Consider the following 25,851-nt stretch of genomic DNA (forward strand, 5'->3'; position numbering starts at 1 on the left):
TAGCTGAATGGTATTGGGTTTACAAAAGATAAAACTATACTTATAATAGAAAAATGGCTTTTTTTGTCATGTTTTGGGCATTTGTTATTGATCAGATGTACTCTGATAGTAATGTGTGCATGCCAGGTTGTTTTGATTCGTACAAATGTCATAATAAATCATTACAACAATTCTAGTACGTTGATTTTTCAACATACTAGAATACTAAAAAGTGGAATAATACTATAAGCGAACAATATATCAGAATATATCAGGAGGTAACGAACATGGGAATCATGAAGAATATCGCACAGTCAGAGGTACTTAAGCTCAAGGATCAGGTGGCATATCAGGAGGGACAGGTCGTAAGTAAGACACTTGCCCAGAATGTATGCATGAGTATAACCTTATTTGCATTTGACAAGGATGGGAGATCAGCACACACGAGTCTGACGGAGATGCATTTCGTGACGTGCCTTGACGGTGTGGGCGAGGTGACAATAGACGGTGTCAAGTATGAACTCCACGAGGGCGAGTCAATAGTAATGCCTGCAAAGCATCCACATGCCGTATACGGCAAGGAGCAGTTCAAGATGCTTCTGGTGGTTGTGTTCCAGTTGTAATTGAATCACGGAGAAAACCAATGAAAAAAGCACTTGTGGTATTGATCGTAATGGTGTGTCTGGCAGCCGGAATATGGGGAATCTTCATGCTGAGAGGCAGCGCGGGGAAAGCCGGAGGCCACGTAGAAAATGACAATGGAAATACAGGCGTAGCTGCTGATGTCACGGAGAGCGGAACTACGACAGAAGAGCAGACCGCGGATAGCCAGGAAACGACGGAGGTGACCGAGGAGGAGAAGCCGAGTCTGGTGGATGAGACACTTGCTGGGATGACGCTTCATGAAAAGGTCTGTCAGATGATGTTTGTGACTCCTGAGGAGCTCACGGGAGAGGACGGCGTGACTGTGGCAGGGGATGCGACCAGACAGGCTCTGGAGAATTATCCTGTTGGCGGTATCGTGTACTTTGCGAAGAACCTTGAGAGTCAGGATCAGGTGAAGGAGATGATCGACAACTCCCAGAAGTACAGCAGTATAGGATTATTTGTGGCGACCGACGAGGAGGGCGGCGTAGTAAACCGCCTGATGGATACTGTCGGAACCACATATATAGGCTCCATGTACTATTACAAGGACGACGGAGACGAAACGGCATATGAGAACGCATACACCATAGCAAATGATATGTCGGCGCTTGGCTTCAATCTCGACTTTGCGCCGGTGGCGGACGTGTGGTCGAACCCAGACAATACGGTTATCGGCGAGCGCGCATACAGCGATGACTACGCCCAGGCGGCAGAGCTCGTTGGAAATGCGGTGAAGGGCTTCAACGACGGAGGAGTCATGTGCACCCTGAAGCATTTCCCGGGGCATGGAGACACGGCGGAGGACTCACATTATAGCAGTGCCTATGTGCATAGAACAAAGGAAGAGATTATGGCGGATGAGATGCAGCCGTTCAGGTCGGGTATAGAGGCGGGGGCAGAATTTGTCATGGTCGGACATCTGATCGTCCCGGATATAGACGAGGCTCCAGCCACTCTCTCATACAAGATAGCGACCGGTATTCTTAGGGATGAACTGAAGTTTGAAGGAGTTGCCATAACCGATTCATTTGAGATGGAATCCATAGCGGACAATTACAGTGTGGATGATGCGGTAGTGATGTCGGTAAAAGCCGGAATGGATATGATACTGCAGCCGAAGGATATGGCGTCGGCGGTGAATTCCATAGAACAGGCAGTGGCGGACGGCGAGCTGTCAGAGGACAGGATAGACGAGAGCGTCCGAAGGATACTCACCCTGAAGGAGAGCCGCGGACTGCTCAAATAGCAAACTATGTAGTAATCAAAACTATTTAACCTTGTTATATATATTACATTGTGGTAAAATTATTTTTATCTGGGGTGCAAAAATGCACTGTCAGCAGATAGAATGAAAAATACGAGGTATGAGATGAAAAGAGTAGTTGTAACAGGCATGGGTGCTGTGACACCTATAGGAAACAGTGTAGAAGAATTCTGGGATAATATAAAGAAGAATACAGTTGGTATCGGAGAGATCACAAAGTTTGATGTCAGCGATTACAAGTGCAAGCTTGCTGCTGAGGTGAAGAACTTTGATCCAAAGCAGTATATGGATCCAAAGGCGGCAAGACGTATGGAGCCATTTTGTCAGTATGCCATAGCAGCTACAGGCGAGGCAATCAAGGATGCAGGTCTTGACCTTGAGAAGGAAGACAGAACAAGGATCGGAACATGTATAGGAAACGGACTTGGCGGTGTGGCAACCATAGAGAAGGAGCACAAGAAGGTTGTAGAGGGCAAAGCGAACAGAGTCAGTGTAATGATGGTTCCTATGATGATATCCAACATGGCTGCGGGCAATGTTGCAATACAGTTTGGCCTTGAGGGCAAATGTACTGACATAGTTACAGCCTGTGCCACAGGAACAAACTCTATAGGAGAGGCTTACAGATATATACAGGCAGGAGAGGCCGATGTCATGGTTGCAGGTGGTGCAGAGTCACCTATCTGTGAGACAAATGTATCAGGATTTATCTCAATGACAGCGCTTTCAAGTGCAGAGGATCCTATGAGAGCGTCCATACCATTTGACAAGGACAGATGTGGATTTGTAATAGCAGAGGGCGCAGGAGTTGTTGTACTTGAGTCACTTGAGCATGCTCAGGCGAGAGGTGCCCAGATCCTGGCTGAGGTAGTCGGATATGGTTCAACCTGTGATGCATATCACATCACATCCCCTAAGGAGGATGGAAGTGGTGCAGGACGTGCCATGAAGCTTGCCATGGAGGAGGCCGGAATCACACCTGCTGACGTTGACTACATCAACGCACATGGAACAAGTACCCATCACAATGACCTCTTTGAGACAAGAGCCATCAAGTATGCTATGGGCGATGACGCATACAACGTGAACATCAATTCCACAAAGTCCATGATAGGACATCTGTTTGGAGCTGCCGGAGCAGTTGAGTTCATAACATGTGTGAAGTCCATAGAGGATTCATACATCCATCCAACAGTTGGTCTCCGCGAGACAGAGGGTGAGATGGATCTCAACTACACCATGGGCGAAGGTGTACACAAGGATATTACATATGCGCTCAGCAACTCACTGGGATTTGGCGGACACAACGCAAGTATACTTGTGAAGAAGTTCGAGGCATAATACAGGCAGGATTACTGATAATTACATATAACAGGAAAACATCACTTCAGACACAGGGGTGATGTTTTTTTGTGCGCTGTCCCAGGTTAATAAAATAAATATTTGGGGGACACAAACTAATAAAACCACAAAACAACACAAAAAAACATGAAAAACAAATGAAAACCAGAAAAACCCACAAAATGTGTTGACAATCCCACATGGCGTGGCTATGATACAAAGCAAAACAGAAGCGCGTATCTGATTTTAGAGTGCAAAGGGGCACGGAGATAGAACTGTAAAGTTTCATCTCTGTGCCCCTTTTGTTTTAACAGGGAAATCTTTTGGAGGTGGAATATGGCTACTAAATCAAGCATTATGGACACTAACAGCTACAGTGATGACTACAGTTCACTGCTCAGTAACACGACAAGGGATATGATAAACCGCCGTGAGAAATGGATGGGTGGTGCATACAGACTTTTCTATAGAAAGCCGGTCAACCTTGTGAGAGGACAGGGACAGTACCTCTGGGATGCAGAGGGGAATAAATATCTGGACATGTACAACAATGTGGCAGGAATCGGTCATTGCCATCCTGCTGTGGTCGAGGCAGTTACAGAGCAGATGAAGCTTTTAAATACCCACACACGTTATCTGCATGAGAGGATCATTGATTACAGTGAGGATCTGCTGAAGATGATGCCGGACGAGATAGACAAGATAATGTTCATGTGTACCGGTTCTGAGGCAAATGACCTGGCACTCCGAGTGGCACAGGAATACACGGGCGGCACCGGAATCATAGTTTCAAGGGAGGCGTACCACGGAACAAGTGCTCTGACATCTGGATGTTCACCAGCCCTTGGAAGTGAGCAGCCACTGCTTCCGAATGTAAGACTCATTGAGACCCCTGACTATTACAGACATGGCGGTACACCTGAGGAGTTCACCGCATGGTACTCAGGAGAGATGCAGAAGAAGATCGATGAGCTGGAGGCAGCAGGATATAAGTTCTCATGCTTCCTTGCAGATTCTATATTCTCATCAGATGGAGTACATCCGAATCCGGTCGGTTTCCTGAAGGCGGCCATCGATGTGGTACATAAGAATGGCGGTGTATTCATAGCTGATGAGGTGCAGCCGGGATTTGCAAGAACGGGAGATGCGTTCTGGGGATTCGCCAGACATGGGATCATACCTGACATGGTGACAACAGGAAAGCCTATGGGTAACGGAATCCCGATATCAGGACTTGCCGCCAAGCATGAGGTACTCGCCGCATTCAGCGACAAACTTCCATATTTCAATACATTTGGAGGAAATCCAGTGGCTATCGCAGCCGCACAGGCTGTGCTTAATGTCATAAAAGAAGAAAAGCTGCAGGAGCATTGCAAGGTGGTCGGTGCAAAGCTTCTGAAAGCATTGCAGGAGGTAAAGGACAGACATCCTGATTCTGTGGGAGACGTCAGAGGCGCAGGCCTGTTCATTGGATTTGAGCTTGCGAAGAATGACGGCAAGAAGACTCCGGATCAGCAGAAGGCACTGGATGCCATCGAACTTCTGCGAGACAACAATGTACTGACTTCTGTTGCAGGCCCTTATGGAAATGTCTTAAAGCTTCGTCCGCCTATGGCATTCCAGGAGTGCGATATCGACTGGATAGCATCAACCCTCGATAAATGTCTGCATCAGCTTGAGTCATAGATAACACACGAAAAGGAGGAAGAATTATGAAAAAGAAGATTTGCTCAATACTTTTGGCAGCCGCACTGGCACTTACGGTGACTGCATGTGGAAGCTCTGGAGGAAGTACAGATGGGAGCACACAGGCAGTGACAACAAGCTCTGAGTCCAAGACGGACAAGGACACACTGGTGATCCTGGGAGCAGAGAACTGGCAGGCATCACTCAGCCCTCTGAAGCACACTTCCACGATGATGCTTCACGCAGAGGCCATAGCTCTGGAACATCTACTGGTCATGGATGAGAAGACACAGGAGCCACAGCCTAATCTTGCTACTGAGTGGTCATATGACGACAGTCAGACAGTCTTGACGGTCAAGCTCCGTGAGGGCGTAAAGTTCCACGACGGTTCAGACTTTACCGCAGAGGATGCCGCAGCATCATGTGAGGCATATTCAAGCTCACAGAACGTATCCGGTTCATGGTGGGCAGATGAGTTAAAGTGTAAGGTCATAGACGATTATACATTTACCATAACTCCGGCATCGGGAAAGCCTCTTGGCTCTTTGGTCAACATGCTTTGTTCAACTCCGATAATGTCCGCTGACGATCTTGCAGATCCTGAGAACACTCTGGATAAGAGATACAACGGAACCGGCCCATACAAGATGGTAAGCTTTGAGAACGATACAGCGACATATGAGCTGTTCGACGATTACTGGGGAACTCTTCCTAAGATAAAGAAGATCGAGTACAAGTACGTTGCGGATGCCACAACACGTCTGTCAGCATTGCAGTCAGGTGAGGCCGATGTCATCGAGCGTGTTGATTCCGATGCGGTGTCTGTGCTTGAGTCAGACAGCAATATCGTGGTTGACAAGTTTCTCACCACAGAGTGTAAGCACCTTATTCCAAAGTTCAAGATGCCGCCTATGAATGAGAAGCTTGTCAGAAAGGCGATAGCCTACGCGATCGATTATGACGGAATCGTAAATGATATATTTGGCGGATATGCAGAGAAGGCAGACAGCTTTATCTCCTCAACTATATGGGGCTACAAGGCTGTAGGTGGTGTCGGCGAGTACGATCCTGAGAAGGCTGCAGAGTGCCTGAAGGAAGCCGGCTATGAGAATGGCGAGGGCCTTCCAGAGCTCAACATTTACACATCCGTTGGTTTTTACCCTAAAACAAAGGAATATTACGAGTACATTGCAGCTTGTTTACAGGCTGTCGGTATCAACTGTAAGGTCGTTCCACTTGATACTTCATCATGGGGCGATGTGTTATATGAAGAAACTCCTTGCTACATGATCGACTGTGGATGGCAGCCATCAGGTATCGAGCCTGAGCTGAAGCTGAATTCATGGTATGCAGCAGGTCGAATCAGCCACTATGAGCCTACGGCAGAGCTTCAGGACATCATGGACAGATTCGCAACTGAGACAGACCCAGATAAGAGAAAGCAGATCCTTCAGGACGAGTACCTTCCGGCCCTGGCAGAGGAGATGCCTGATATCCCTATCATCAAGTCCATGACTATCTTCGGAGTAAGATCAAATGTCAAGGGTCTTGAGTACACAAGTGGTGCAGATTATATCTTCACAAATGTCACAAAAGAGTAAGCGCATAGCAATATATTAGATTCACAAAAAGGGGACGTGCATGTGTAAGGATACAGCATGTGGCCCTTTTTAAGAAGGGAGGAAATCAAAGTGCTGGGAACCGTTTTAAAAAGACTTGCACAGGGCATTTTTGTTACCTTTTGCGTTATATTTATCAGCTTTGTAATACTTCGGATGATACCGGGAGATCCGGCGAAGGTCATGGCTCCGACAGCAACAGTAGAACAGCAGCAGGCGATCAGAGACAGTATGGGACTGGAAAAGTCCATCCCGGAGCAGTTTAAAATGTACATGGTGAATCTGTTCCACGGAGATCTTGGAGAGTCATATTTCAAGAGCGATACAGTCCTGAATGTTATGGAGCAGGCCACACCTTTATCATTGATACTGCTGATATCTTCAGTGGTCATATCGATCATATTATCCCTGATCCTGGGAACCATCGCAGGACTAAATGGAAATAAATGGGAGGATCGTCTCATCTCGAGTATTGCGGTACTGTTCCAGTCAATGCCTAACTACTGGGTATCCTCCGTGTTGATCATTATTTTCTCAGTCAGACTTGGACTGCTGCCGTCAATGGATTATTCGGGACCTGCATCCTGCGTGCTCCCGACAGTTGCACTGGCACTTCCGCTCACGGCGGTGCTCACCAAGGTGGTGCGTTCCTCACTGATCGACAGTTACAATCAGGAATTTGTCAAGGTTGCATATGCGAGAGGAATATCGACAGTGGCGATATATTTCAAATACGCACTCAGGAATTCACTTATCCCTGTACTGATATCCCTAGGAACACAGCTTGGCTTTCTGGTAGGAAGTATCGTTGTTGTCGAGTATGTATTTAACTTCCCGGGAATCGGATACACGGTGTTAAATGCGATCCTTCGAAGAGACTACAACCTGGTCCAGGGAATTATCATTCTGTTTTCCGTATTCTTTATTGTTTTGAATATTGCCATTGATCTTGGAAGTATCCGTCTTGATCCACGAATGAGAAAAGCACAGGGAGGACTGTAATTATGAAGAAAAAAAGTAAATTTAGATCAGTCCTTCAGTGGATTGGTAAAAACAAATTATTTACACTTGGAATCATTATTGTAGGAATCTATCTCCTTGCCGGAATCTTTGCGCCGCTCATCGCGCCGTCGGACCCGGGCAAGGCAAATCCATCCATCAGATTATTGAAACCATTTCAGGATCCGGCACACTGGCTGGGAACTGATGCCATAGGACGTGATCTGTTCTCGAGACTTTTGTATGGAATCCGTACCTCAGTCATAATTGGTTTCTGCAGCGTTCTGCTGGCCGCTCTCATAGGACTGATAGTCGGAATCATATCCGGTCTCACAAGTCCGGGACCTCTGGATTCAGTGCTGATGAGAATCACCGATGTACAGATGGGATTCCCATTTATCGTACTTGCCATGATCGCACTCACACTGTTCGCACCTAATGAGGTGTCGGTAACCATAGTGCTGAGTCTGGCACTGTGGCCGGCCTATGCGAGAACGGTGCGGTCAAATGTAATACCCCAGAAGAGCACAGATTATATCGCAGCGGCAAAGCTCATGGGGGCGAGCTCATGGAGGATATCCACGAAGTATATCGGCAAGAATCTGATCCCTGCCATGCTTCCTCTCATACCGCTTGATATCGCCGGAATGATCATCAACGAGAGCTTGCTCAGCTACATGTCACTCGGTATAAATCCGCCAAAGATATCCCTTGGAAACATAATGTCCGATGCCCGTGGCTATATTGCATCTGATGCATGGTATATCATGATCCCCGGCATCGTTCTTATCATCATGGTTCTCGGACTGAATTTTATCGGCGACAATCTTCAGGTTCATTTCGATCCAAAGCTTCGCAAATAGGAGGATAACAGTATGGATAATAATACAGAAAAAGATACAGATGTGATCCTTGAGGTAAAGGATTTAAAGACCTATTTCAAGACCGGTCCGCACAAAGTCGTGAAAGCAGTTGAGGGAGTCAACTTCTCACTGCGGAAGGGCAAGGTGCTTGGAATAATAGGAGAGAGTGGTTCCGGCAAGAGCGTGACGGCGAGATCGATACTGAGGATCGTGGAATCTCCGGGTTACATAGCAGGCGGCGAGATCAGGTTCAAAGGTCAGGATATACTGAAGCTCCCGGAGAAGGAGATGAAGAGCATCCGTGGAAATGAGATCTCCATGATATTCCAGGATCCTACTACATCGTTCAATCCCTACATGACAATTGGAGCACAGCTTGCCGAGGCCTATAACGCACATACCCCATCGGGTTCAGAAAAGGCAAAACAGGAGATAATGAGAGTTCTCAAGCTTGTCGGAATAACCAACGGCGAGGAGGTCATAAAGAAATACCCGTGTGAGTTCTCAGCGGGTTTCAGACAGAGGATATTCATAGCGATGTCAATGATATTGTACCCGGATCTGCTCATAGCGGACGAGCCTACAACAAGTCTTGGAATCACCATTCAGGCGGAGATCATCGAAGCCCTCAGTGAGGTGCAGAAGCAGACCGGCATCTCCATCATGATAATCACCCACGACTTTGGCGTGGTGTCCCAGTTCTCAGACGACATATTTGTCATGTATGCGGGAAGATGCGTGGAGTCGGCATCCAAGAAGGATCTGCTCAGAAATCCAAAGCATCCTTATACGGTTGGACTTATCCGTTCTGTTCCGCTTCTCGAGGCTCGTAAGACGAAGAGACTGAAATCCATTCCGGGATTCCCGCCGGATATGTCAAATGTCCCGGAGGGATGTCCATTTGCTTCCCGTTGTGAATATGCGAAAGATATATGTCATAAAGAGGTGCCGGCACTGAAACCGGTTGGAGAGGGACATATGTGTGCCTGCCATTTCCCACTGGATTATGACATTAACGAAGATACAGAATTGGGGTGATCATATGAAGGATATAGTATTATCTTGCGATAATCTGCTGAAGCAGTATCCGGTGAAAAAGGGAATGTTCAACAAGGTTGTCGGACAGAAGAACATAGTCGACCATGTCTCGCTGGAGCTGGAAAAGGGCAAGACACTTGCGATCGTCGGAGAGTCGGGCTGTGGCAAGACGGTGCTGACGAGAGTCCTGCTGGGAATTGAGGACAAGACGGACGGAAGTATCGTATTTGAAGGAAAATCCGTGGACGATATGACGCCCCAGGAAAAGAGCGATATGAAGGCAAAGATACAGATGATCTTTCAGGACACTCTGGGATCGCTGCATCCGAGAATGAGTATCCGTGAATCACTTGAGGAGCCATTGATCCTGAATGGAGTGAAGGACAAGGAGGAGAGGGAGAAGATCATTCTGGACACACTTTCACAGGTCGGAATGGCACCGATGTTCCTTGACAGATACCCGCATCAGTTATCCGGTGGACAGAGACAGAGGATAATCATAGCGCGGTGTCTGGTCGTCACACCGAAGATCATATTTGCCGATGAGCCTATATCGGCACTGGACGTGTCATTGCAGGCACAGGTCATAAATATGCTGATGGATCTGCAGGACAAATATAAGTTGTCCATGCTGCTGATCGCCCACGATCTGGCTGTGGTGAGACAGATCGCGGATCAGATAAAGATCATGTATTTCGGAGAGATAGTCGAGAGTGCACCGAGCAGCGAGATATACAAGAATGCGCAGCACCCATATACAAAGGTTCTGCTCAAGGCGGCTCCGAGTATAAGCAAGGGACTTGAGGATGCGGGCTTTGACATAGACCTTAAGCCAGGTGATATACCTGATCCGGCAAAGCCGATGCCGGGATGTCCGTTCTGTACACGCTGTATATATGCGGATGAACGTTGCATGAAAGAGCGCCCGGAGGAGACAGAGGTATCACCGGGACATACGGTTCGCTGTCACAAGGCAGGACAGATATAACAGAGATTAAGGAGGAATCGTGATGGAATATAGTGCAGTCAGTACGATATGGATTATGGTAGGAACGGTACTCATTTTCTTCATGCAGGCGGGCTTTGCGATGCTTGAGACCGGCATGACGAGGGTAAAAAATGCAGGAAATATCGCCATGAAGAATCTGGTTGACTATTGTATCGGTTCGGTGACGTTCTGGTTGATAGGATTCGGAATTATGTATGGCGGCGACGGAGCTGTACTGGGCAAGATCAAAGGTGTGGCAATGGAATCGGTATATGGAGGCGGCATGCTTCCTGACGGGATCCCATTCTGGGCATTCCTGATATTTCAGACAGTATTCGCTGCGACGGCGGCGACCATCGTGTCGGGTGCCATGGCGGCGAGAACTAAATTTGCAGCATATTGTATCTACAGTCTGATGATAAGTCTGGTGATCTATCCTATATCGGGACACTGGATATGGGGAGACGGCTGGCTGGCACAGCTCGGATTCCATGATCTTGCCGGATCCACAGTTGTACATATGGTGGGCGGTGCCGCTGCATTTGCAGGAGCGTGGATGCTCGGCCCGCGTATCGGAAAGTATTCAAGAAGCGGAAAGTCGAAGAAGATACCGGGACACAGCATGCCGCTGTCAGTGCTTGGAATATTTATCCTGTGGTTTGGCTGGTTCGGCTTCAACGGAAGCTCGGTTCTGCCACTGACAGGAGATACGGTGTCGCTAGTTGGCAAGGTGTTCTGTAACACCAATCTATCCGCTGCGGCGGGAGCAGTCACAGCGATGTGTATAAGCTGGGCGTGGAAGAAGAAGCCAGATATCGCCATGACACTCAACGGCGCTCTGGCAGGCCTGGTTTCTATCACTGCGGGAGCCGACGTTATAAGTACGCCACTTGCGGTGTTGGTCGGAATCGTGGCCGGAGCGATAGTAGTTGGGGGAATGCATTTCATAGAGAACGTGGTAAAGATAGATGATCCTGTGGGAGCCATCGCGGCACACGGATTCGGTGGCCTGTGGGGAACTGTAGCGGTTGGATTGTTCTCAGACGGAACCGCCACAAAGACAAAGGGCCTGCTGCTCGGCGGTGGTGGCTACCAGTGCGGAATCCAGATCCTTGGCGGAATAGTTGTGTTCCTGTATGTATTTGCAGCTTCGGCACTACTGTTCAAGATCGTTCAGAAGACCATCGGCCTTCGTGTATCGGCTGAGGATGAGATGGATGGACTGGATATCAGTGAGCACGGATTTTCAAATACTTACACAGAGGTGCTGTCCTCAGACGGAATAAGCGCGCCTATGATGAATGTGCCTAAGATCGATGGCAAGGCATTTGACAGCCCAGAAAATGCGGAGAATCTTAACATATCCAAGGTGGTCATCATAGCGAGAAAGAATAAGCTTGACGCACTGCTTCACGCCATGAATGACATAAATGTAACTGGAGTTACGATCACGGATGTGACCGGATATGGTATACAGAAGGGAAATAATGACAAATATTACCGCAGCTCGGATGCGGATCTGAACCTGCTTCCTAAGGTGAAGGTCGAGGTCATAGTCAGCGCTGTACCTGTGTCCAGGGTTGTGGAAACTGCGGAGAAGGTGCTGTACTCCGGCAACTATGGCGATGGCAAGATATTCGTATACGATGTGAAAAATGTTGTGAAGGTTAGAACCGGAGAGGTTGGAAGAGAAGCATTGATTGATGAGAGCAAGTAGGAGAGGAGGCTTTTTTATGCGCAGGACAACAATTGATGAGGCGATCGCAAGGGTCGATGACTGGAAGGGCAAGGAGATCAGTTACAAGCCCGTTTCAGGAGGAATAACGAATCCGAATTTCAAAGTGGATGTGGAGGGAGAGCATTTCTTCCTCAAGATACCGGGAGCCGGCACGGATTACATAAACCGTGAAGTATGCCACGAGGCAAATATGATCGCGGACGAGAGCAAGGCAGGCCCAAGGGTCTATTATTATTTCGAGGATACAGGTGTTGAGATATTCCAGTGGCTTGACGGCTACCGCCAGGTGACATTTGGCGATGTGTATGACAAAGATATATTCCAGTCGATATTCGAGAGGATCAGGGACTTCCACCATCTCGAGACAAAGCCGCTGAACCTGAAGCAGAGCATATTTGAACAGGCGTGGGATATGAACGCAAGGGCGAAGAAGGGCGGCTATATATCACCGTTTAATGACAAGATGGAGTATCTGCTCTCTGCTATTGAGAAGGCGCTGGCGGGCAGTGAGGAGCTGTGTCCGTGCCACAATGATTTCTGGACAAACAACCTGATGTACAACGAGGAGACAAATGATCTGAAGATCATAGATTATGAGTATGCGTCCATGAATGATCCTTATGTGGATCTGGGGCTGATATCTGCTGTGAACTATTTCACCGAGGATATGGACGTGGAGATGATGAAGATATACGGCGGAGGCAAGGTTGATGAGAGAGCATTTGCTAGAATGAAGCTGAACAAGATAGCCTGCGATATCAAGTGGGCGTATTGGGCACTGTATCAGGCGGCCAGCTCCAACGTGGAGTTTGATTACATGAACTGGTATGGACAGAAGATGGCGAGACTGCAGCATTTCTGGCTCGATTCAAGGCTGGATTACTGGCTCGACGTTGCGAGGGAGAAGAGTACCCGTATCAGTTGATGATCAGCAGATCGTATTATGAAACCGGTTCAGGAAAGGGAGATGTATAGCATGAAGGATTATTATAAGAATATGGAAGATTCATGGGTAGAATTTGTCAGTAAGAATATACGCGCACAGGCATATTCCGGGGAGGAGAAAGCCACCTCGGAGGTGTTTATGCAGGCCATGGAGGAGCTTGGTATTGAGCATTTCCGCGATGAGTGCGGCAACGTGGTCGGAGTCATCCGCGGAGAGGGCGACGGTCCAAACGTGCTTCTGACTGGACATATGGATGTTGTGCCTGAGGGAAGCATAGATGCATGGAGTCCGTATTCGCCATTTGAACCGAAGGTGGAGGATGGAAAGTTATACGGCAGAGGCATAAGCGATATGCTTGCTGGCCTGACTTCGGAATTCTTTGCATTTATGGAGATCAAAAAGCTGGTGGATGCCGGGGCGAAGATATCGGGCAATCTTATATTTGCTGCAGTCGTCTATGAGGAGCCGGCGGAGAGTATCGGAACGATTTATCTTATGGAGCACACTCTTCCGGAGCACGGCCTTGATGTTGACCTGTGCTATCTGGGGGAGCCGTCAGACGGCAATCTTGCCATCGGACAGCGAGGCAAGATCGAGCTTGTCATAGAGGTGTACGGTAAGGTGGCGCACTCGTCCGCTCCGCAGGAGGGCATAAATGCTGTTGAGAAAGCGCTCCCTATAATGGATGCGATCATGCATAACTTTGGCAGTGAACCGCTCGTACATGAGATGGGTAAGACGTCCATGGTCATCACTGATGTGGTGGTAACACCGGGACAGAAGTATTCCTGTGTGCCGGACTATTGTGAGATCACAGTGGATCAGAGATATGTGCCACCTATGACCATAGAGGATACGGTGAGCAGGGTTCAGAAATTCCTGGATGAGCAGAAGAAAAAGGATCCTGAGCTCAGAGCTGTCGTTCATCCGAGAATGAATAAGAGGACGTGTTACACCGGTTATGAGGCGGAGGCGGCAAAGCAGCATCCGGCGTGGGTGACCGGCAAGGATAATGAGTATGTCGAGCTGACATACAGGACGCTTAAGGAGCTTGGTCAGGATGTTGAGAAGATATACTGGCAGTTTGGAACCGACGGAAGCGTTATATGCGGTAAATACAACATACCGACTATAGGATATTCGGGTGCGATGATGAGTCAGGCGCATCAGGCACAGGAGCATGTGGAGATCGACAGGATCCTCGACTGTATAGAGGGATATACTGCGGTTCTCTGCAGGCTGTATGGACTGGATATGCCGGAATAAAGGTTTACACGGCCCCGCTTATTTTGATACAATCATGTTGCAGGTTAGAAAACATAGGGCTCAGTTTATAAGGAAGTAAGGGAGGGGACAGATGTTAGCAGATCAGCGTAAACAGATAATATTAGATCAGGTAAATCTTAATCATTCGGTTACTGTTGCCAGACTGGTTGAGCTGCTGGGCGTGTCGACCGAGACGGTGAGACGTGATCTTGAGGATCTTGAAAATAACAACATGCTCACGAGGGTACACGGCGGTGCGGTTTCTGTGAAGAAGAGATACCGGTTTGAGGATATGGATGTCAGGGGCACATCCAATATGGAACTCAAGGAGCAGATAGCCAGGAAAGCGCTTGAGTATGTGAAGGATGGAGACACCATAGCGATAGATTCAGGCAGCACGGCGTCATTGTTCGCCATGGCATTGAAGGCGCGCAAATTTGACTCACTATCCGTCATAACCTATTCCTCGGAGGTGTTCTCCATATTATCGGAATGTGGAAATTACAGGATAACCCTGCTGGGCGGTGAATATCTCCCGAAGGAGAAGTTGTTTTATGGCTTCCTGACACATGAGGCGATGCAGAAACTGTATTTTTCAAAGGCATTTGTAGTACCTTCGGCACTTTCGGTCGAGGATGGCGCACATGATTTTATAAGGGAGACCTATGAGAATCAGTGCATGCTGATAGGCCATGCTAGCGAGGTATTTCTGCTGGCGGACAGCACGAAATTCGAGACAAAGGGAGATTTCAAGCTCAGTGATCTCCAGCCGGAATTCACCATCATAACCGACGATAAGCTTCCGGAGTCCGTATACAATATGTATAGAGATCACAAGCTGAACGTGGTAAGTTGATGACAGTCAAAAAAGTGTCTGTTTGCCTCTCTTTGGGTGTACAGAAGATCGATAAAATAGTATAATAAATGTGCTATATAAAAGATTGGACGGACAACTAAAGGAGGGTTATGGTTATGTACGAGAACAAGGATATGCTCAGTTGGCTTGGCTATTTTGCAGACATGATGAAGGTCAGTCCTGAGAAGATAAAGATGCTGAATATATGCGGAAAGCAGAAGAACGTTGTTCCGACTATAGACACACACAAGAGAGTTCTTATATTTGCAGATCAGAGTCATGAGGATCTGTTGTACACGCTTTGGGAGAAGGGCTTTGGCGAGTATGACATGTGGTATGCAGAGGGTGTGGAGCCCGGCGGCGAGGTTCATCATGACAAGTTGGAGAAGGTGCTGAACAGGAAGATAACAGGGTCAACAGTTATATTCATCATGAATGAGAAGACAAGGGAATCCGTCAGATACGGAATTGCAAATGATTTCTTCTCGGCTGGAACAGTACACTATGTCGGCAAGGAGATAAGAGCAGTCATCATGAGTCTGCTGGATGTGGATACGCATGACACCATCTTGGCACTCCAGGCCGAGAGTATAGTCATTGAGGCTGCGATCGTGGCAAGCGAGGGCAACATTATAGCCGTTGAGCCGGACGAGGGTTCGAGAAGATCCATGGAGGAGAATGTTGACAAGTTCGGAGTACATAATGTACAGATAATCCCAGATATGAGCGAGGAGACTCTGGCAGCCATACCTGTTCCGAGACTGGCATTCATAGTTGCAAATCATTATCTGGAGTCAGATATGGAGAGACTGCTCAAGATCAATCCGAATATGCAGTTTGTCATATACACACTTGATCTTGGAATACTTGCACAGGCAAAGCTCATATTTGACAAGCTCGGAATAAAGAATATGGAGGCTATTCAGATATCTGTATCCAAAACCAACAAGGACAACATGTTCGTTACCCAGCCGTCACCATGGCTTATCACCGGTGGAGCAGAGTAATCGACATCATAATATTTATATATAAGAAAAACCGCCTTTATGTAATAGGCGGTTTTCTTGTGTCCTCCAGACGGACGATTCCGAGGATCGTTCCCAGACAAATGATATCACTTGTGAGATACAGGGATCTATCACATCTGCTGACAGCTTCAAGGTATGGTGAGCCATCCTTTTCTGTATATTTTCTGATCATCTCGACTCCATTCTCGTTCAGGAATAACGCAATATCTCCGAAATGAGGAAAGTTTTGTTCCACGGCTATAATATCATCCTTAATATAGATAGGATGGAGCATATTGGTCGTGAGCCTCAGACAATAATCTGCATTTGGAAAATAATCGGCGGGTATCTCTATAAATTCTGTCGCGTGTGTTGAGTAGTCTGAATTGGAAGCAAGCGTGTGAGTTGAGGAAATACACGGAATCCTGCGCGTTTTGGCGCGGTACGCATCCGCTGAAGGAAGCTTCTTCTGCATGTGATCTTCAGAGTCCGCCATTAGCATGACCATCCGCTTGCCGTGGATGTTGAGTGTTCTGTATTTTTGCAGGAGATACAATTCCTCGTCCGTAAGGCTGCGCCTATGGAGAAATCCATCCATGGTACATCCAAGTGCGTCTGCGATGGATATCATAAGCTGTATTCCCGGGCTCTTGGTCTTGCCGCTCCTGATGGCTTTTATCGTATCCTCAGAGACATCTGTCAACTCAGCTAACTGACTGATCGTAACCCCGCGTTCAGCCATGACTTCCCTGAGTCTTTTCCCTATATCGTATTGTTGCTGCATGTAATTCACCTCAGTAACATTATATAATAGAAGAAACAGGCTTGTCCAGTTGAAAAGTGTAAGAATATACACTTTTGCGATTTGTGTATGCGCAGGAAAGTGTATGAACTGCTCTTTAATATGAAATTAAATATGATATAATGAATTTATCTGTTACATCGAGAGATGACAAGGGGGTCATTTTCTACAATAGTCTGTCACAATGGGGGTGACGGATTACGGCAGAGGGAACAAGGCTATCACGTGTCGAGCGTTAGGGCGTCGAACACGAGATAGCCTTTTTTCGTGGGGGCGAAGGACGGACGGCTGGGTATTCTTCCGCGGGGCGGGTATATCATCTGCTATATATGTGGTATCACGCTCTACTTCCTTCGCTTCGGCTTAGCTTCTATATGCACTCGTTTCCGGCCGCGATAAGGGCGATGCGGCTTCCAACTCGGCAAGAAGCATCGAAGCTCAGTCGTATTCGCTACCGATACCACATATATAGCAGATGATATACAGCCGCGGAAGAATACCCAGCCTGTTTCTGGCGGAAGGGTGATGGGAGTGGCGAATTTTACTTTGATGATTTGGAAGAAAAGCTAATTATAAACGAAATGTTAAAATTATAAAAAAAGTATAAACTGGTGATACACTAGGTTTTATGCGGGCTTCTTGGGAAAACTGTGACAAAAAACTGTTTTTGTTACGAAAAATAATACAAAAATAAAAAATGATTAAAATTTGACTATAAGGGCAAATAAATGACTTTAAATTTGTTTTGAATGGTGATAAAATACGCAAGCAAGGAGCGAGAGTAGCTTTTTAGAAAAAAAGATAGGGGAGTATGACCGTATGAATGTAGTATTTTTTGATGTAGACGGTGTACTGAATTCAGAAAAATTCCTGTGTGATAAACAAGGGGAGTTTATCAATCCAAAGAATGTGGCGAATCTTAAAATGATAGTTGATGCCACACATGCTAAGCTGGTTATGACCAGTGACTGGAGAAAACAGGTGATTGATAAGGATGTCAGTAAAGCTCATGTAAGAGAACTGATAGGCAGACTTGCCGATGCTGGAATGGAAGTATATGGGGCAACTTCTTCAGGGGATGAGCTCAGAAGCAAGTATGGGGATTATACCAGAGCCTGTGCAGTCAAGGATTATGTGACTGCGAATTCCGTAGAGGGATATGTCATACTGGATGATATGGATATGGACTGGGAGGCTCATGAACTCGATTCTCACTGGATCAACACAGAGAACGTACTTGTGGGGCTGTCTGAGGCAGATGCCATGAATGCTATTTCTATAATAAACCAATAATAAACTGGAATAGCATTTTGACATACAATAAAACAGTGTGAAAGGAAGTGATGTCTTACGGATCTGGCAGAAGAGTTATCCAATGAACTCCAATGCAAAACAGTATTTACAATACCAATATTTGGTGGAATACCGGTAACGGAATCTGTGGTGGTAACATGGATCATTATGGCAGTGCTTGTGCTGTTGTCGATTATCCTTGTAAGGAATCTCAAAGTTGAGAATCCGGGTAAGAAACAGCTTGTGCTGGAGACCATAATAACTACTTTTAACAACCTGTTCAAAGGTGTTATCGGAGAGGCGGGCATGAAGTATGTTCCGTATCTGATAACGGTTATTCTGTACATCGGCATGGCCAACATCATGGGTGTATTTGGCTTTAAACCACCGACAAAGGATCTGAATGTGACAGCCTCACTGGCCATCATGAGTATCATACTCGTACAGGTGGCAGGAATACGAGGAAAGGGGACAAAAGGCTGGGTCAAGAGTTTTGCAGAGCCGGTAGCAATAGTTGCACCGCTTAATGTACTTGAGCTTGTCATCAAGCCGCTGTCGCTGTGTATGCGACTTTTTGGTAATGTTCTCGGAGCATTCGTCATCATGAAGCTGATAGAGGCAGTAGTTCCACTCATTGTCCCTATCCCACTCAGCCTGTACTTTGATTTTTTTGATGGATTTTTACAGGCATTTGTATTTACTTTCCTGACTACGCTTTACATGCAGGAAGCGATGGAGTAAAGATTATCTGATTTTAAAAATGAAAATAAGAAGGAGAAAATGATATGAACGGATTATTAGCAATTGGAGCAGGTATAGCAGCATTAGTAGGACTTGGCGCAGGACTTGGAATCGGTCTTGCAACATCAAAGGCAGTTGAGGCTGTAGCTAGACAGCCGGAGGCAGACGGAAAGATCACAAAGCTTCTTATCATCGGTTGTGCCCTTGCAGAGGCAACAGCTATCTACGGTTTCGTAATCGGACTTCTTGCAATCATTCTTCTTAAGTAATCAGATTTTTGGTCAGATGGATATTTTAATAGAAATATCTAATAGAAATCTGGAATTGCAGAAGAGATGCGGATAATAGAAACAGAAAGATAGGAGTGGCTATATGATTGATATAGAATTTTCTACAATAGCATCACCATTATCAACTTAATAGTTCTGTTTCTTCTTTTGAAGAAGTTCTTGATAGGACCGCTCAACGATGTCATCAAGAAGAGAGAAGATATGATCGCTGGCACCATATCGGATGCCAACAATCAGAAGGCTGAAGCAATGAAACTCAAGTCTCAGTATGAGGATACCCTTGCAGGGGTTGATGCTGAGTGCAGGGATCTCCGTGAGAAATCCCGTGTGGAGGCCCAGAATGAGTACAGCCGTATCATAGATCAGGCTGATGCAAAGTCAGTCAAGATGATAAAGGATGCGGAGAAGACCATAGAGATCAAGCAGAACAAGGCACTTTCTGATATGCAGTCACAGATCGCAGAGCTTGCAATGGCAGCAGCCGGCAAGATCGTGGGCGGTGAAGGTGATGCGGAATCAGCAGGAGCTGCCATGTATGACGAGTTTTTGAATGAAGTAGGTGATTCAGGTGACACAGAAGGCAATTAATTACGGAATTGTCCTCTATCAGCTTGGAATCAGTCAGGACATGGTGGAGGAGATAAAGGCGCTTGTGGATGGTAGTCCGGAGCTGGTATATGCACTGGCAGATCCGGTGGTCAGCCACGCGGACAAGCGCAAGGTCGTTGACAGGGTATTTGACAGATTTGGCAATAAGGATCTGGTAAATTTCATGAAGACCCTGTGTGACAACGATGGATTTGACATGATACATGACATATTTGACGAGTATGAGAAGTATGCCAGAGAGCAGCAGGATATCCTTTCGGCAACTCTCTATTATGTCACACCGCCAACTGATAAGCAGAAGGCAGGTATCGAGAACTTCCTTATGAAAGAGTATGGAAGCAAGGCGGTACAGCTTTCTATGGTGGAGAAAAAAGAATTGATAGGTGGATTTGTCATAAGAACGGGAGACCGCGAGTACGACAGAAGCATTCTGGGCAGGTACAAATCCCTTAGACAGAAACTGGTTATGAGGTGATAAATTGAGTTCAATTAGTTCAGAGGATATTATTTCTATACTCAAAGAAGAGATAGAGAATTATGATTTTGACTCCAGGGACAAAGAAGTCGGTAAGGTCATCTATGTAGGTGATGGAATCGTAACCGTATACGGTATAGACAATGCCATGTACGGTGAGATCGTTGTTTTTGAGAATGGTGTCAAAGGTATGGTTCAGGATATCAGAAGAACAGAGATAGGATGTATTCTGTTCGGTCGTGATACAGGAATCAAAGAAGGAACAAAGGTCAGCAGAACGGGAAAGCGTGCAGGCATCCCTGTAGGCGATGCATTTATCGGACGTATAGTTGATGCCCTTGGAGCACCTATAGATGGAAAGGGCAGCATAGAGTCAACGGATTATCGTCCAATAGAGAATCCGGCTCCAAGCATAGTTGATCGTAAGTCGGTCAACCAGCCGCTTCAGACAGGAATCCTCTCGATAGATGCCATGTTCCCAATCGGAAGAGGACAGAGAGAGCTGATCATAGGAGACAGACAGACAGGTAAGACATCCATAGCGATAGATACCATTCTGAATCAGAAGGGCAAGGATGTCATCTGTGTATATGTGGCTATAGGCCAGAAGGCTTCAACAATAGCCAAGGTTGTAAATAACCTGAACAAATATGATGCCATGGACTACACGATAGTCGTTGCATCTACAGCAAGTGATTCAGCACCACTTCAGTATATTGCGCCTTATTCAGGTACAGCGATCGCTGAGTATTTCATGCATAAGGGCAAGGATGTGCTGATCGTGTACGATGATCTGTCAAAGCACGCTGTTGCTTACAGAACATTGTCACTGCTTCTCGGACGTTCACCAGGACGTGAGGCATATCCTGGAGATGTATTCTATCTCCATTCAAGACTTCTTGAGAGATCAAGTAAGCTTAAGGATGAGCTGGGCGGAGGCTCCATCACAGCCCTTCCTATTATCGAGACACAGGCAGGCGATGTATCTGCTTATATACCTACAAATGTTATATCTATCACAGATGGACAGATATTCCTCGAGAGCGATCTGTTCTTCTCAGGTATGAGACCTGCTGTCAACGTTGGTCTGTCGGTATCACGAGTTGGTGGTGCAGCGCAGACAAAGGCGATGAAGAAGGCCGCAGGAAGTATCCGTATCGATCTGGCACAGTACAGAGAGATGGAGGTGTTCACACAGTTCAGTTCAGATCTTGATGAGAACACCAAGGAACAGCTTCAGTATGGCAAGGGACTTATGGAGCTTTTAAAGCAGCCTCTGTGTAATCCGCTGTCAATGGCCGAGGAGGTTATCATTCTGGTAGCAGCTACCAATAAGGTATTCCTTCCAGTTGAGGTTTCAGAGGTCAAGAAGAAGAAACTTGAGATGCTTGAATACTTCCACAGTGCCCATAAGGATATCGTGGATGAGATCGAGGAGAAGCAGGTGCTTACCGATGAGCTGAAGGACAAGATAGTCGCAGCCGCTAAGGAGTTTATCGAGAGATAGATTTCAGGAGAAATAAGAAGATTCGTTGAGAGGTGATTTGATTGGCAAATACCAAAGAAATCCAGAATAGAATAAAGAGTATCAAGGATACTCAGAAGATCACCAATGCAATGTATATGATCTCATCTTCCAAGCTTAAAAAGGCGAGGACAGATCTTGAGAACACGGAGCCTTACTTCTACACACTCCAGGTTGCTCTTGCCAGAATGCTCAGACATGTTCCTGAGATGGAGCATCTGTACTTCGACAGCAGAGAGGGAATCAAGGAAGAGGACAGAAGGCGAGGTTATCTGGTCATTACCGCCGACAAAGGTATGGCTGGTGCCTACAACCACAATGTAATCAAGATCGCTGAGCAGGAGCTTGCAGCCCACCCAAACAGTGAGCTGTATGTAGTCGGCCAGGTGGGAAGACACTACTTCGCAAAGAAGGGAGTGCCTATAGATATACATTTCCAGTATACAGCGCAGAATCCTAGTCTTCACAGAGCCAGAGTCATAGCGGACAAGATGCTTGAGAACTATGAGAATGGCGATATAGATGAGGTATACATCATATATACCAACATGAAGAGCAGTGTGGTCGTTGAACCGCAGATGATACAGCTCCTCCCTATGAAGAGGACTGACTTCGCAGGCGTTCCTGCGGATGTGTTCCACGAGGAGATTACCATGGAGCCTTCACCGAAGGCAGTGCTTGACCGAATCGTGCCAAACTGTGTCATGGGATATATATACGGCGCTCTGGTAGAGTCCTTCTGCAGTGAGCAGAACAGCCGAATGATGGCGATGGACTCAGCCACAAAGAGTGCCAAGGAGATGCTGGATGATCTCAATATCAAATACAACAGAGCAAGGCAGGCAGCCATAACGCAGGAGATCACAGAGATCGCGGGCGGCGCCAGAGCTCAGAGAGACAGGAGCTAATAAGCTCAATAAATAATTGTAAAGGAGGTCTGATGTTTTGAAAAATGGTAAGATAGTACAGGTCATGGGACCTGTCGTAGACGTAGAATTTCCAGACAACGATCTGCCATACATCAAGGATGCTCTTGAAGTAGATAATCATGGAAAAAAATGTGTTATGGAAGTAGCACAGCACGTAGGAAATAATACAGTAAGATGTATCATGCTGTCCGCCAGCGAGGGACTTTCAAGAGATATGGAAGTCGTTGCGACCGGATCAGGAATCAAAGTTCCAGTAGGAAATCAGACACTTGGACGTCTGTTCAACGTGCTTGGTGAGACAATAGATGGCAAGGAGGATCTCTCAGACACAGAGCACTGGGTAATTCACAGAGAGCCGCCAACATTTGAGAATCAGAGTCCTGTCATTGAGATACTTGAGACAGGTATCAAGGTCATAGATCTTCTTGCACCTTACTCAAAGGGTGGTAAGATCGGTCTGTTCGGCGGTGCCGGAGTTGGTAAGACAGTCCTTATCCAGGAGCTTATCCAGAATATCGCATCCGTACATGGTGGATACTCAATATTCACCGGTGTTGGAGAGCGTTCAAGAGAGGGAAATGATCTGTGGACAGAGATGAGCGAGTCAGGCGTTATCGACAAGACCGCCCTGGTGTTCGGACAGATGAATGAGCCACCTGGAGCCAGAATGAGAGTTGCAGAGACAGGACTTACAATGGCAGAGTATTTCCGTGATGTAAATCATCAGGATGTGCTTCTGTTCATCGACAATATATTCAGATTTACACAGGCAGGTTCAGAGGTTTCATCACTTCTTGGACGTATGCCATCAGCCGTTGGTTATCAGCCAACACTTGCAAATGAGATGGGTGAGCTTCAGGAGCGAATCGCTTCTACCAAGGAAGGATCAGTCACGTCAGTCCAGGCCGTATATGTGCCAGCCGATGACCTTACAGATCCTGCCCCAGCCACAACATTTGCGCATCTGGATGCAAATACAGTTCTTTCAAGAAAGATCGTTGAGCAGGGTATCTATCCGGCAGTAGATCCGCTGGAGTCAAGCTCACGAATTCTTGAGGCTGATATAGTCGGCGAGGAGCATTATAATGTTGCAAGACGTGTACAGGAGATACTTCAGAAGTACAAGGAGCTGCAGGATATCATCGCAATCCTCGGTATGGAGGAGCTGTCAGATGAGGATAAGCTTACAGTTACCAGAGCCAGAAAGGTTCAGAGATTCCTGTCACAGCCATTCCATGTTGCTGAGAACTTCACAGGTATTCCTGGAAAGTATGTAAGTCTCAAGGATACGATCAAGGGCTTCAAGATGATCGTTGACGGTGAGATGGACGAGTATCCTGAGTGGGCATTCTTCAATGTAGGTACTATAGAGGAAGTAAAGGAAAAGGCCGAGAAAGGTCAGTAAAGGAAGTGCGTAGATGAATACATTTTATCTGAGAGTTATTTCCAGCAATAAGATATTCTTCGAAGGCCGAGTAGAGAAGATCATTCTTCCACTTGAAGATGGAGAGAAAGCGGTTCTTGCACATCACGAGAACATGGTCATAGCCACCAGCATAGGCGAGATCAGGATTACCACCAGCAAGGGTGAGCAGGTAGTCGGTGTTGTCGGTGAGGGCTTTGTTCAGATAGTAAATAACCGAGTTGTCCTTATCGTGGATTCCGCAGAGAAGCCGGAGGATATCGACAGGGTCAGAGCCAAGGAGGCAAAGATCAGAGCGGAAGAGAGACTCAGACAGAAAGAGAGTCTGAAGGAATACAAGCAGAGCGAGGCATCACTTGCCCGTGCACTCACAAGACTCAAAGTAACAGAGAAGATATAAAACCCAGCGCAGAAACCCCAAGCGCCTGCTTGCAGGCATTTGGGGGTTTCAAGCGGTTTTAACGAGAAGTCGTTCGGCGTAAGCCGAACATAGAGCGCGTCAGCGCGGGACTTCGAGTCTATTATAAAAGGCAGTGCCAGCAGCGGGACGATGAAACCGATGTGGCGTTGCCTTTTTATGTGCAGACACAATAGATAAAATGTTACTTGACAACTTTTGCCTTTACTGAGAAAATTACTAGATAGTATATGGTGAACTGTATATACAGTGAACTATGTATATAAGAGTTTATGAAAAAGAGGACGTGTGCATGTATATGCACACATTTTTGAGTTAAAGGTATTTGGTTAGAGGTATTTATGTTAAGATTTATTTGGGTAATAGTTTCGTGCTTGTTTCTGATCATGTACTATGTGCCAAAGATGTCGTATTATGCTAGACACCCGGAAAAATATGGTGAGGATATATGTTATCAGATGGCACAGGTTATGTGTAATCATGTGAGACGTCGTGCTTTTATCAAGACGGTTGCCACGGGTATGGAGAACCTTCCTAAGGAGGGCGGATATATCATGTATGCCAATCATCAGGGTAAGTATGATGTACTGGGAGTTATAGTTTCCCATGACAAACCGATTACGTATGTCATGGATGCCAAGAGGTCGAAGCTGTTCATAGCAGATCAGCTTACGGATCTTGTGAAGGCACAGAGACTTGACAAGGAAGACATAAAGCAGCAGGTACAGGTTATAAACGATGTATCCACGGAGATCAAGGCGGGAAGGAGATATATTTTATTCCCGGAGGGAGGATACGATCACAGTCACAATGAGCTCAAGGAGTTCATGCCGGGAAGCTTCAAGATCGCCAAGAAGGCGAAGTGTCCTATCGTTCCAGTCGTGCTGTATGATTCCTTCAAGCCATTTGAGGGATGGTCACTGAGGCGTGTGACGACACAGCTTGCATTTCTGGAGCCGATCCCATATGAGGTTATAGCGGATAAGACGACCACAGAGATCAGGGATATGGTCGTTGACAAGATCCAGAGGAAGCTTGATACGATGGAGACAATGAATTGTTGGTAACGATATATGGATAATTATTCTGAACGGGCAGGTCATGTTGA

At 46.6% G+C, this 25,851-nt stretch carries 25 protein-coding genes; 24 read left to right on the forward strand and 1 reads right to left on the reverse strand.

What is annotated here, in order from left to right; all coding sequences use genetic code 11:
- The first annotated feature begins 266 nt into the window (after window positions 1–266).
- From CCU_RS10465 to CCU_RS10530, 14 genes are all read left to right on the forward strand, one after another.
- Window positions 267–602: a cupin domain-containing protein gene (locus CCU_RS10465; RefSeq protein WP_015534625.1), complete on the forward strand. Its 336-nt coding sequence runs from the start codon at window positions 267–269 to the stop codon at window positions 600–602.
- 20 nt (window positions 603–622) lie between these two features.
- Window positions 623–1,873, forward strand: a complete 1,251-nt coding sequence (locus tag CCU_RS10470; RefSeq protein ID WP_015534626.1) for a glycoside hydrolase family 3 protein — start codon at window positions 623–625, stop codon at window positions 1,871–1,873.
- Between the two features lie 123 nt (window positions 1,874–1,996).
- Complete coding sequence (fabF, locus tag CCU_RS10475) at window positions 1,997–3,232, forward strand: beta-ketoacyl-ACP synthase II (protein WP_022216985.1); 1,236 nt, start codon at window positions 1,997–1,999, stop codon at window positions 3,230–3,232.
- Between the two features lie 336 nt (window positions 3,233–3,568).
- Complete coding sequence (locus CCU_RS10480) at window positions 3,569–4,918, forward strand: aspartate aminotransferase family protein (RefSeq protein WP_015534628.1); 1,350 nt, start codon at window positions 3,569–3,571, stop codon at window positions 4,916–4,918.
- Between the two features lie 26 nt (window positions 4,919–4,944).
- A complete protein-coding gene (locus tag CCU_RS10485) occupies window positions 4,945–6,519 on the forward strand; it encodes an ABC transporter substrate-binding protein (RefSeq protein WP_015534629.1) in 1,575 nt (524 codons plus the stop codon).
- A gap of 90 nt (window positions 6,520–6,609) precedes the next feature.
- A complete protein-coding gene (locus CCU_RS10490) occupies window positions 6,610–7,539 on the forward strand; it encodes an ABC transporter permease (protein WP_055145097.1) in 930 nt (309 codons plus the stop codon).
- Window positions 7,540–7,541: 2 nt separating this feature from the next.
- The gene (locus CCU_RS10495; protein ID WP_015534630.1) at window positions 7,542–8,399 is read left to right on the forward strand and encodes an ABC transporter permease; all 858 of its coding nucleotides are present in this window, start codon (window positions 7,542–7,544) and stop codon (window positions 8,397–8,399) included.
- A 12-nt stretch (window positions 8,400–8,411) separates the two neighbouring features.
- Window positions 8,412–9,437: an ABC transporter ATP-binding protein gene (locus tag CCU_RS10500; RefSeq protein WP_015534631.1), complete on the forward strand. Its 1,026-nt coding sequence runs from the start codon at window positions 8,412–8,414 to the stop codon at window positions 9,435–9,437.
- A 4-nt stretch (window positions 9,438–9,441) separates the two neighbouring features.
- Window positions 9,442–10,425 carry an ABC transporter ATP-binding protein gene (locus CCU_RS10505; protein ID WP_015534632.1) on the forward strand — a complete coding sequence of 328 codons (984 nt, stop codon included), beginning with the start codon at window positions 9,442–9,444 and terminating at the stop codon, window positions 10,423–10,425.
- A 22-nt stretch (window positions 10,426–10,447) separates the two neighbouring features.
- Window positions 10,448–12,142, forward strand: coding sequence for an ammonium transporter (locus CCU_RS10510; protein WP_015534633.1), 1,695 nt, complete (start codon window positions 10,448–10,450; stop codon window positions 12,140–12,142).
- A 16-nt stretch (window positions 12,143–12,158) separates the two neighbouring features.
- A complete protein-coding gene (locus tag CCU_RS10515; RefSeq protein WP_015534634.1) occupies window positions 12,159–13,088 on the forward strand; it encodes a choline kinase family protein in 930 nt (309 codons plus the stop codon).
- 51 nt (window positions 13,089–13,139) lie between these two features.
- A complete protein-coding gene (locus tag CCU_RS10520) occupies window positions 13,140–14,375 on the forward strand; it encodes a M20 family metallopeptidase (RefSeq protein WP_208896165.1) in 1,236 nt (411 codons plus the stop codon).
- Between the two features lie 91 nt (window positions 14,376–14,466).
- Window positions 14,467–15,231, forward strand: a complete 765-nt coding sequence (locus tag CCU_RS10525) for a DeoR/GlpR family DNA-binding transcription regulator (RefSeq protein ID WP_015534636.1) — start codon at window positions 14,467–14,469, stop codon at window positions 15,229–15,231.
- Window positions 15,232–15,347: 116 nt separating this feature from the next.
- Window positions 15,348–16,238 (forward strand): Precorrin-6B methylase 2, encoded by an 891-nt coding sequence (locus tag CCU_RS10530; RefSeq protein WP_015534637.1) that lies wholly within the window; start codon window positions 15,348–15,350, stop codon window positions 16,236–16,238.
- A gap of 37 nt (window positions 16,239–16,275) precedes the next feature.
- On the opposite strand, the gene CCU_RS10535 is transcribed toward CCU_RS10530, so the two are convergent.
- Window positions 16,276–17,022: a helix-turn-helix domain-containing protein gene (locus CCU_RS10535; protein WP_015534638.1), complete on the reverse strand. Its 747-nt coding sequence runs from the start codon at window positions 17,020–17,022 to the stop codon at window positions 16,276–16,278.
- An 837-nt stretch (window positions 17,023–17,859) separates the two neighbouring features.
- Here CCU_RS10535 and CCU_RS10540 point away from each other — a divergent pair.
- The 10 genes from CCU_RS10540 (at window position 17,860) to CCU_RS10585 (ending at window position 25,810) form a co-directional block, all read left to right on the forward strand.
- Window positions 17,860–18,333, forward strand: coding sequence for an HAD domain-containing protein (locus CCU_RS10540; protein WP_015534639.1), 474 nt, complete (start codon window positions 17,860–17,862; stop codon window positions 18,331–18,333).
- 63 nt (window positions 18,334–18,396) lie between these two features.
- On the forward strand, window positions 18,397–19,074 hold the full coding sequence (locus tag CCU_RS10545; protein ID WP_071849465.1) for a F0F1 ATP synthase subunit A: 678 nt from the start codon (window positions 18,397–18,399) through the stop codon (window positions 19,072–19,074).
- A gap of 44 nt (window positions 19,075–19,118) precedes the next feature.
- A complete protein-coding gene (gene atpE / locus CCU_RS10550) occupies window positions 19,119–19,343 on the forward strand; it encodes an ATP synthase F0 subunit C (protein ID WP_004852001.1) in 225 nt (74 codons plus the stop codon).
- 180 nt (window positions 19,344–19,523) lie between these two features.
- The gene (locus CCU_RS10555) at window positions 19,524–19,952 is read left to right on the forward strand and encodes an ATP synthase F0 subunit B (RefSeq protein WP_243440887.1); all 429 of its coding nucleotides are present in this window, start codon (window positions 19,524–19,526) and stop codon (window positions 19,950–19,952) included.
- Entirely contained in the window at window positions 19,933–20,448 is a 516-nt protein-coding gene (gene atpH / locus CCU_RS10560; protein WP_055145112.1) for an ATP synthase F1 subunit delta, read from the forward strand. The genes CCU_RS10555 and atpH overlap by 20 nt, the downstream gene beginning before the upstream one ends.
- Before the next feature lie 4 nt (window positions 20,449–20,452).
- Window positions 20,453–21,955, forward strand: coding sequence for a F0F1 ATP synthase subunit alpha (atpA, locus tag CCU_RS10565; RefSeq protein ID WP_022216972.1), 1,503 nt, complete (start codon window positions 20,453–20,455; stop codon window positions 21,953–21,955).
- Between the two features lie 41 nt (window positions 21,956–21,996).
- Complete coding sequence (atpG, locus tag CCU_RS10570) at window positions 21,997–22,881, forward strand: ATP synthase F1 subunit gamma (RefSeq protein ID WP_022216971.1); 885 nt, start codon at window positions 21,997–21,999, stop codon at window positions 22,879–22,881.
- A 37-nt stretch (window positions 22,882–22,918) separates the two neighbouring features.
- The gene (atpD, locus tag CCU_RS10575) at window positions 22,919–24,307 is read left to right on the forward strand and encodes a F0F1 ATP synthase subunit beta (RefSeq protein ID WP_022216970.1); all 1,389 of its coding nucleotides are present in this window, start codon (window positions 22,919–22,921) and stop codon (window positions 24,305–24,307) included.
- A gap of 13 nt (window positions 24,308–24,320) precedes the next feature.
- Entirely contained in the window at window positions 24,321–24,725 is a 405-nt protein-coding gene (atpC, locus tag CCU_RS10580; RefSeq protein WP_015534641.1) for an ATP synthase F1 subunit epsilon, read from the forward strand.
- Between the two features lie 359 nt (window positions 24,726–25,084).
- Window positions 25,085–25,810 carry a lysophospholipid acyltransferase family protein gene (locus tag CCU_RS10585; RefSeq protein ID WP_022216968.1) on the forward strand — a complete coding sequence of 242 codons (726 nt, stop codon included), beginning with the start codon at window positions 25,085–25,087 and terminating at the stop codon, window positions 25,808–25,810.
- The last annotated feature ends 41 nt before the right edge of the window (window positions 25,811–25,851 follow it).

The organism is Coprococcus sp. ART55/1 (assembly GCF_000210595.1).
In the GTDB taxonomy this organism is placed as follows: domain Bacteria; phylum Bacillota; class Clostridia; order Lachnospirales; family Lachnospiraceae; genus Coprococcus; species Coprococcus aceti.

What these genes read in the sequence shown, in the direction of transcription:
- atpC (WP_015534641.1), top strand. Translation starts at nt 24,321, where the DNA reads ATGAATACATTTTATCTGAGAGTTATTTCCAGCAATAAGATATTCTTC.
- CCU_RS10585 (WP_022216968.1), top strand. Translation starts at nt 25,085, where the DNA reads ATGTTAAGATTTATTTGGGTAATAGTTTCGTGCTTGTTTCTGATCATG.
- CCU_RS10540 (WP_015534639.1), top strand. Translation starts at nt 17,860, where the DNA reads ATGAATGTAGTATTTTTTGATGTAGACGGTGTACTGAATTCAGAAAAA.
- CCU_RS10520 (WP_208896165.1), top strand. Translation starts at nt 13,140, where the DNA reads ATGAAGGATTATTATAAGAATATGGAAGATTCATGGGTAGAATTTGTC.
- CCU_RS10515 (WP_015534634.1), top strand. Translation starts at nt 12,159, where the DNA reads ATGCGCAGGACAACAATTGATGAGGCGATCGCAAGGGTCGATGACTGG.
- CCU_RS10535 (WP_015534638.1), bottom strand. Translation starts at nt 17,022, where the DNA reads ATGCAGCAACAATACGATATAGGGAAAAGACTCAGGGAAGTCATGGCT.
- CCU_RS10500 (WP_015534631.1), top strand. Translation starts at nt 8,412, where the DNA reads ATGGATAATAATACAGAAAAAGATACAGATGTGATCCTTGAGGTAAAG.
- fabF (WP_022216985.1), top strand. Translation starts at nt 1,997, where the DNA reads ATGAAAAGAGTAGTTGTAACAGGCATGGGTGCTGTGACACCTATAGGA.
- atpE (WP_004852001.1), top strand. Translation starts at nt 19,119, where the DNA reads ATGAACGGATTATTAGCAATTGGAGCAGGTATAGCAGCATTAGTAGGA.
- CCU_RS10485 (WP_015534629.1), top strand. Translation starts at nt 4,945, where the DNA reads ATGAAAAAGAAGATTTGCTCAATACTTTTGGCAGCCGCACTGGCACTT.
- CCU_RS10470 (WP_015534626.1), top strand. Translation starts at nt 623, where the DNA reads ATGAAAAAAGCACTTGTGGTATTGATCGTAATGGTGTGTCTGGCAGCC.
- CCU_RS10465 (WP_015534625.1), top strand. Translation starts at nt 267, where the DNA reads ATGGGAATCATGAAGAATATCGCACAGTCAGAGGTACTTAAGCTCAAG.
- CCU_RS10480 (WP_015534628.1), top strand. Translation starts at nt 3,569, where the DNA reads ATGGCTACTAAATCAAGCATTATGGACACTAACAGCTACAGTGATGAC.
- CCU_RS10510 (WP_015534633.1), top strand. Translation starts at nt 10,448, where the DNA reads ATGGAATATAGTGCAGTCAGTACGATATGGATTATGGTAGGAACGGTA.
- CCU_RS10505 (WP_015534632.1), top strand. Translation starts at nt 9,442, where the DNA reads ATGAAGGATATAGTATTATCTTGCGATAATCTGCTGAAGCAGTATCCG.
- CCU_RS10530 (WP_015534637.1), top strand. Translation starts at nt 15,348, where the DNA reads ATGTACGAGAACAAGGATATGCTCAGTTGGCTTGGCTATTTTGCAGAC.
- CCU_RS10495 (WP_015534630.1), top strand. Translation starts at nt 7,542, where the DNA reads ATGAAGAAAAAAAGTAAATTTAGATCAGTCCTTCAGTGGATTGGTAAA.
- CCU_RS10525 (WP_015534636.1), top strand. Translation starts at nt 14,467, where the DNA reads ATGTTAGCAGATCAGCGTAAACAGATAATATTAGATCAGGTAAATCTT.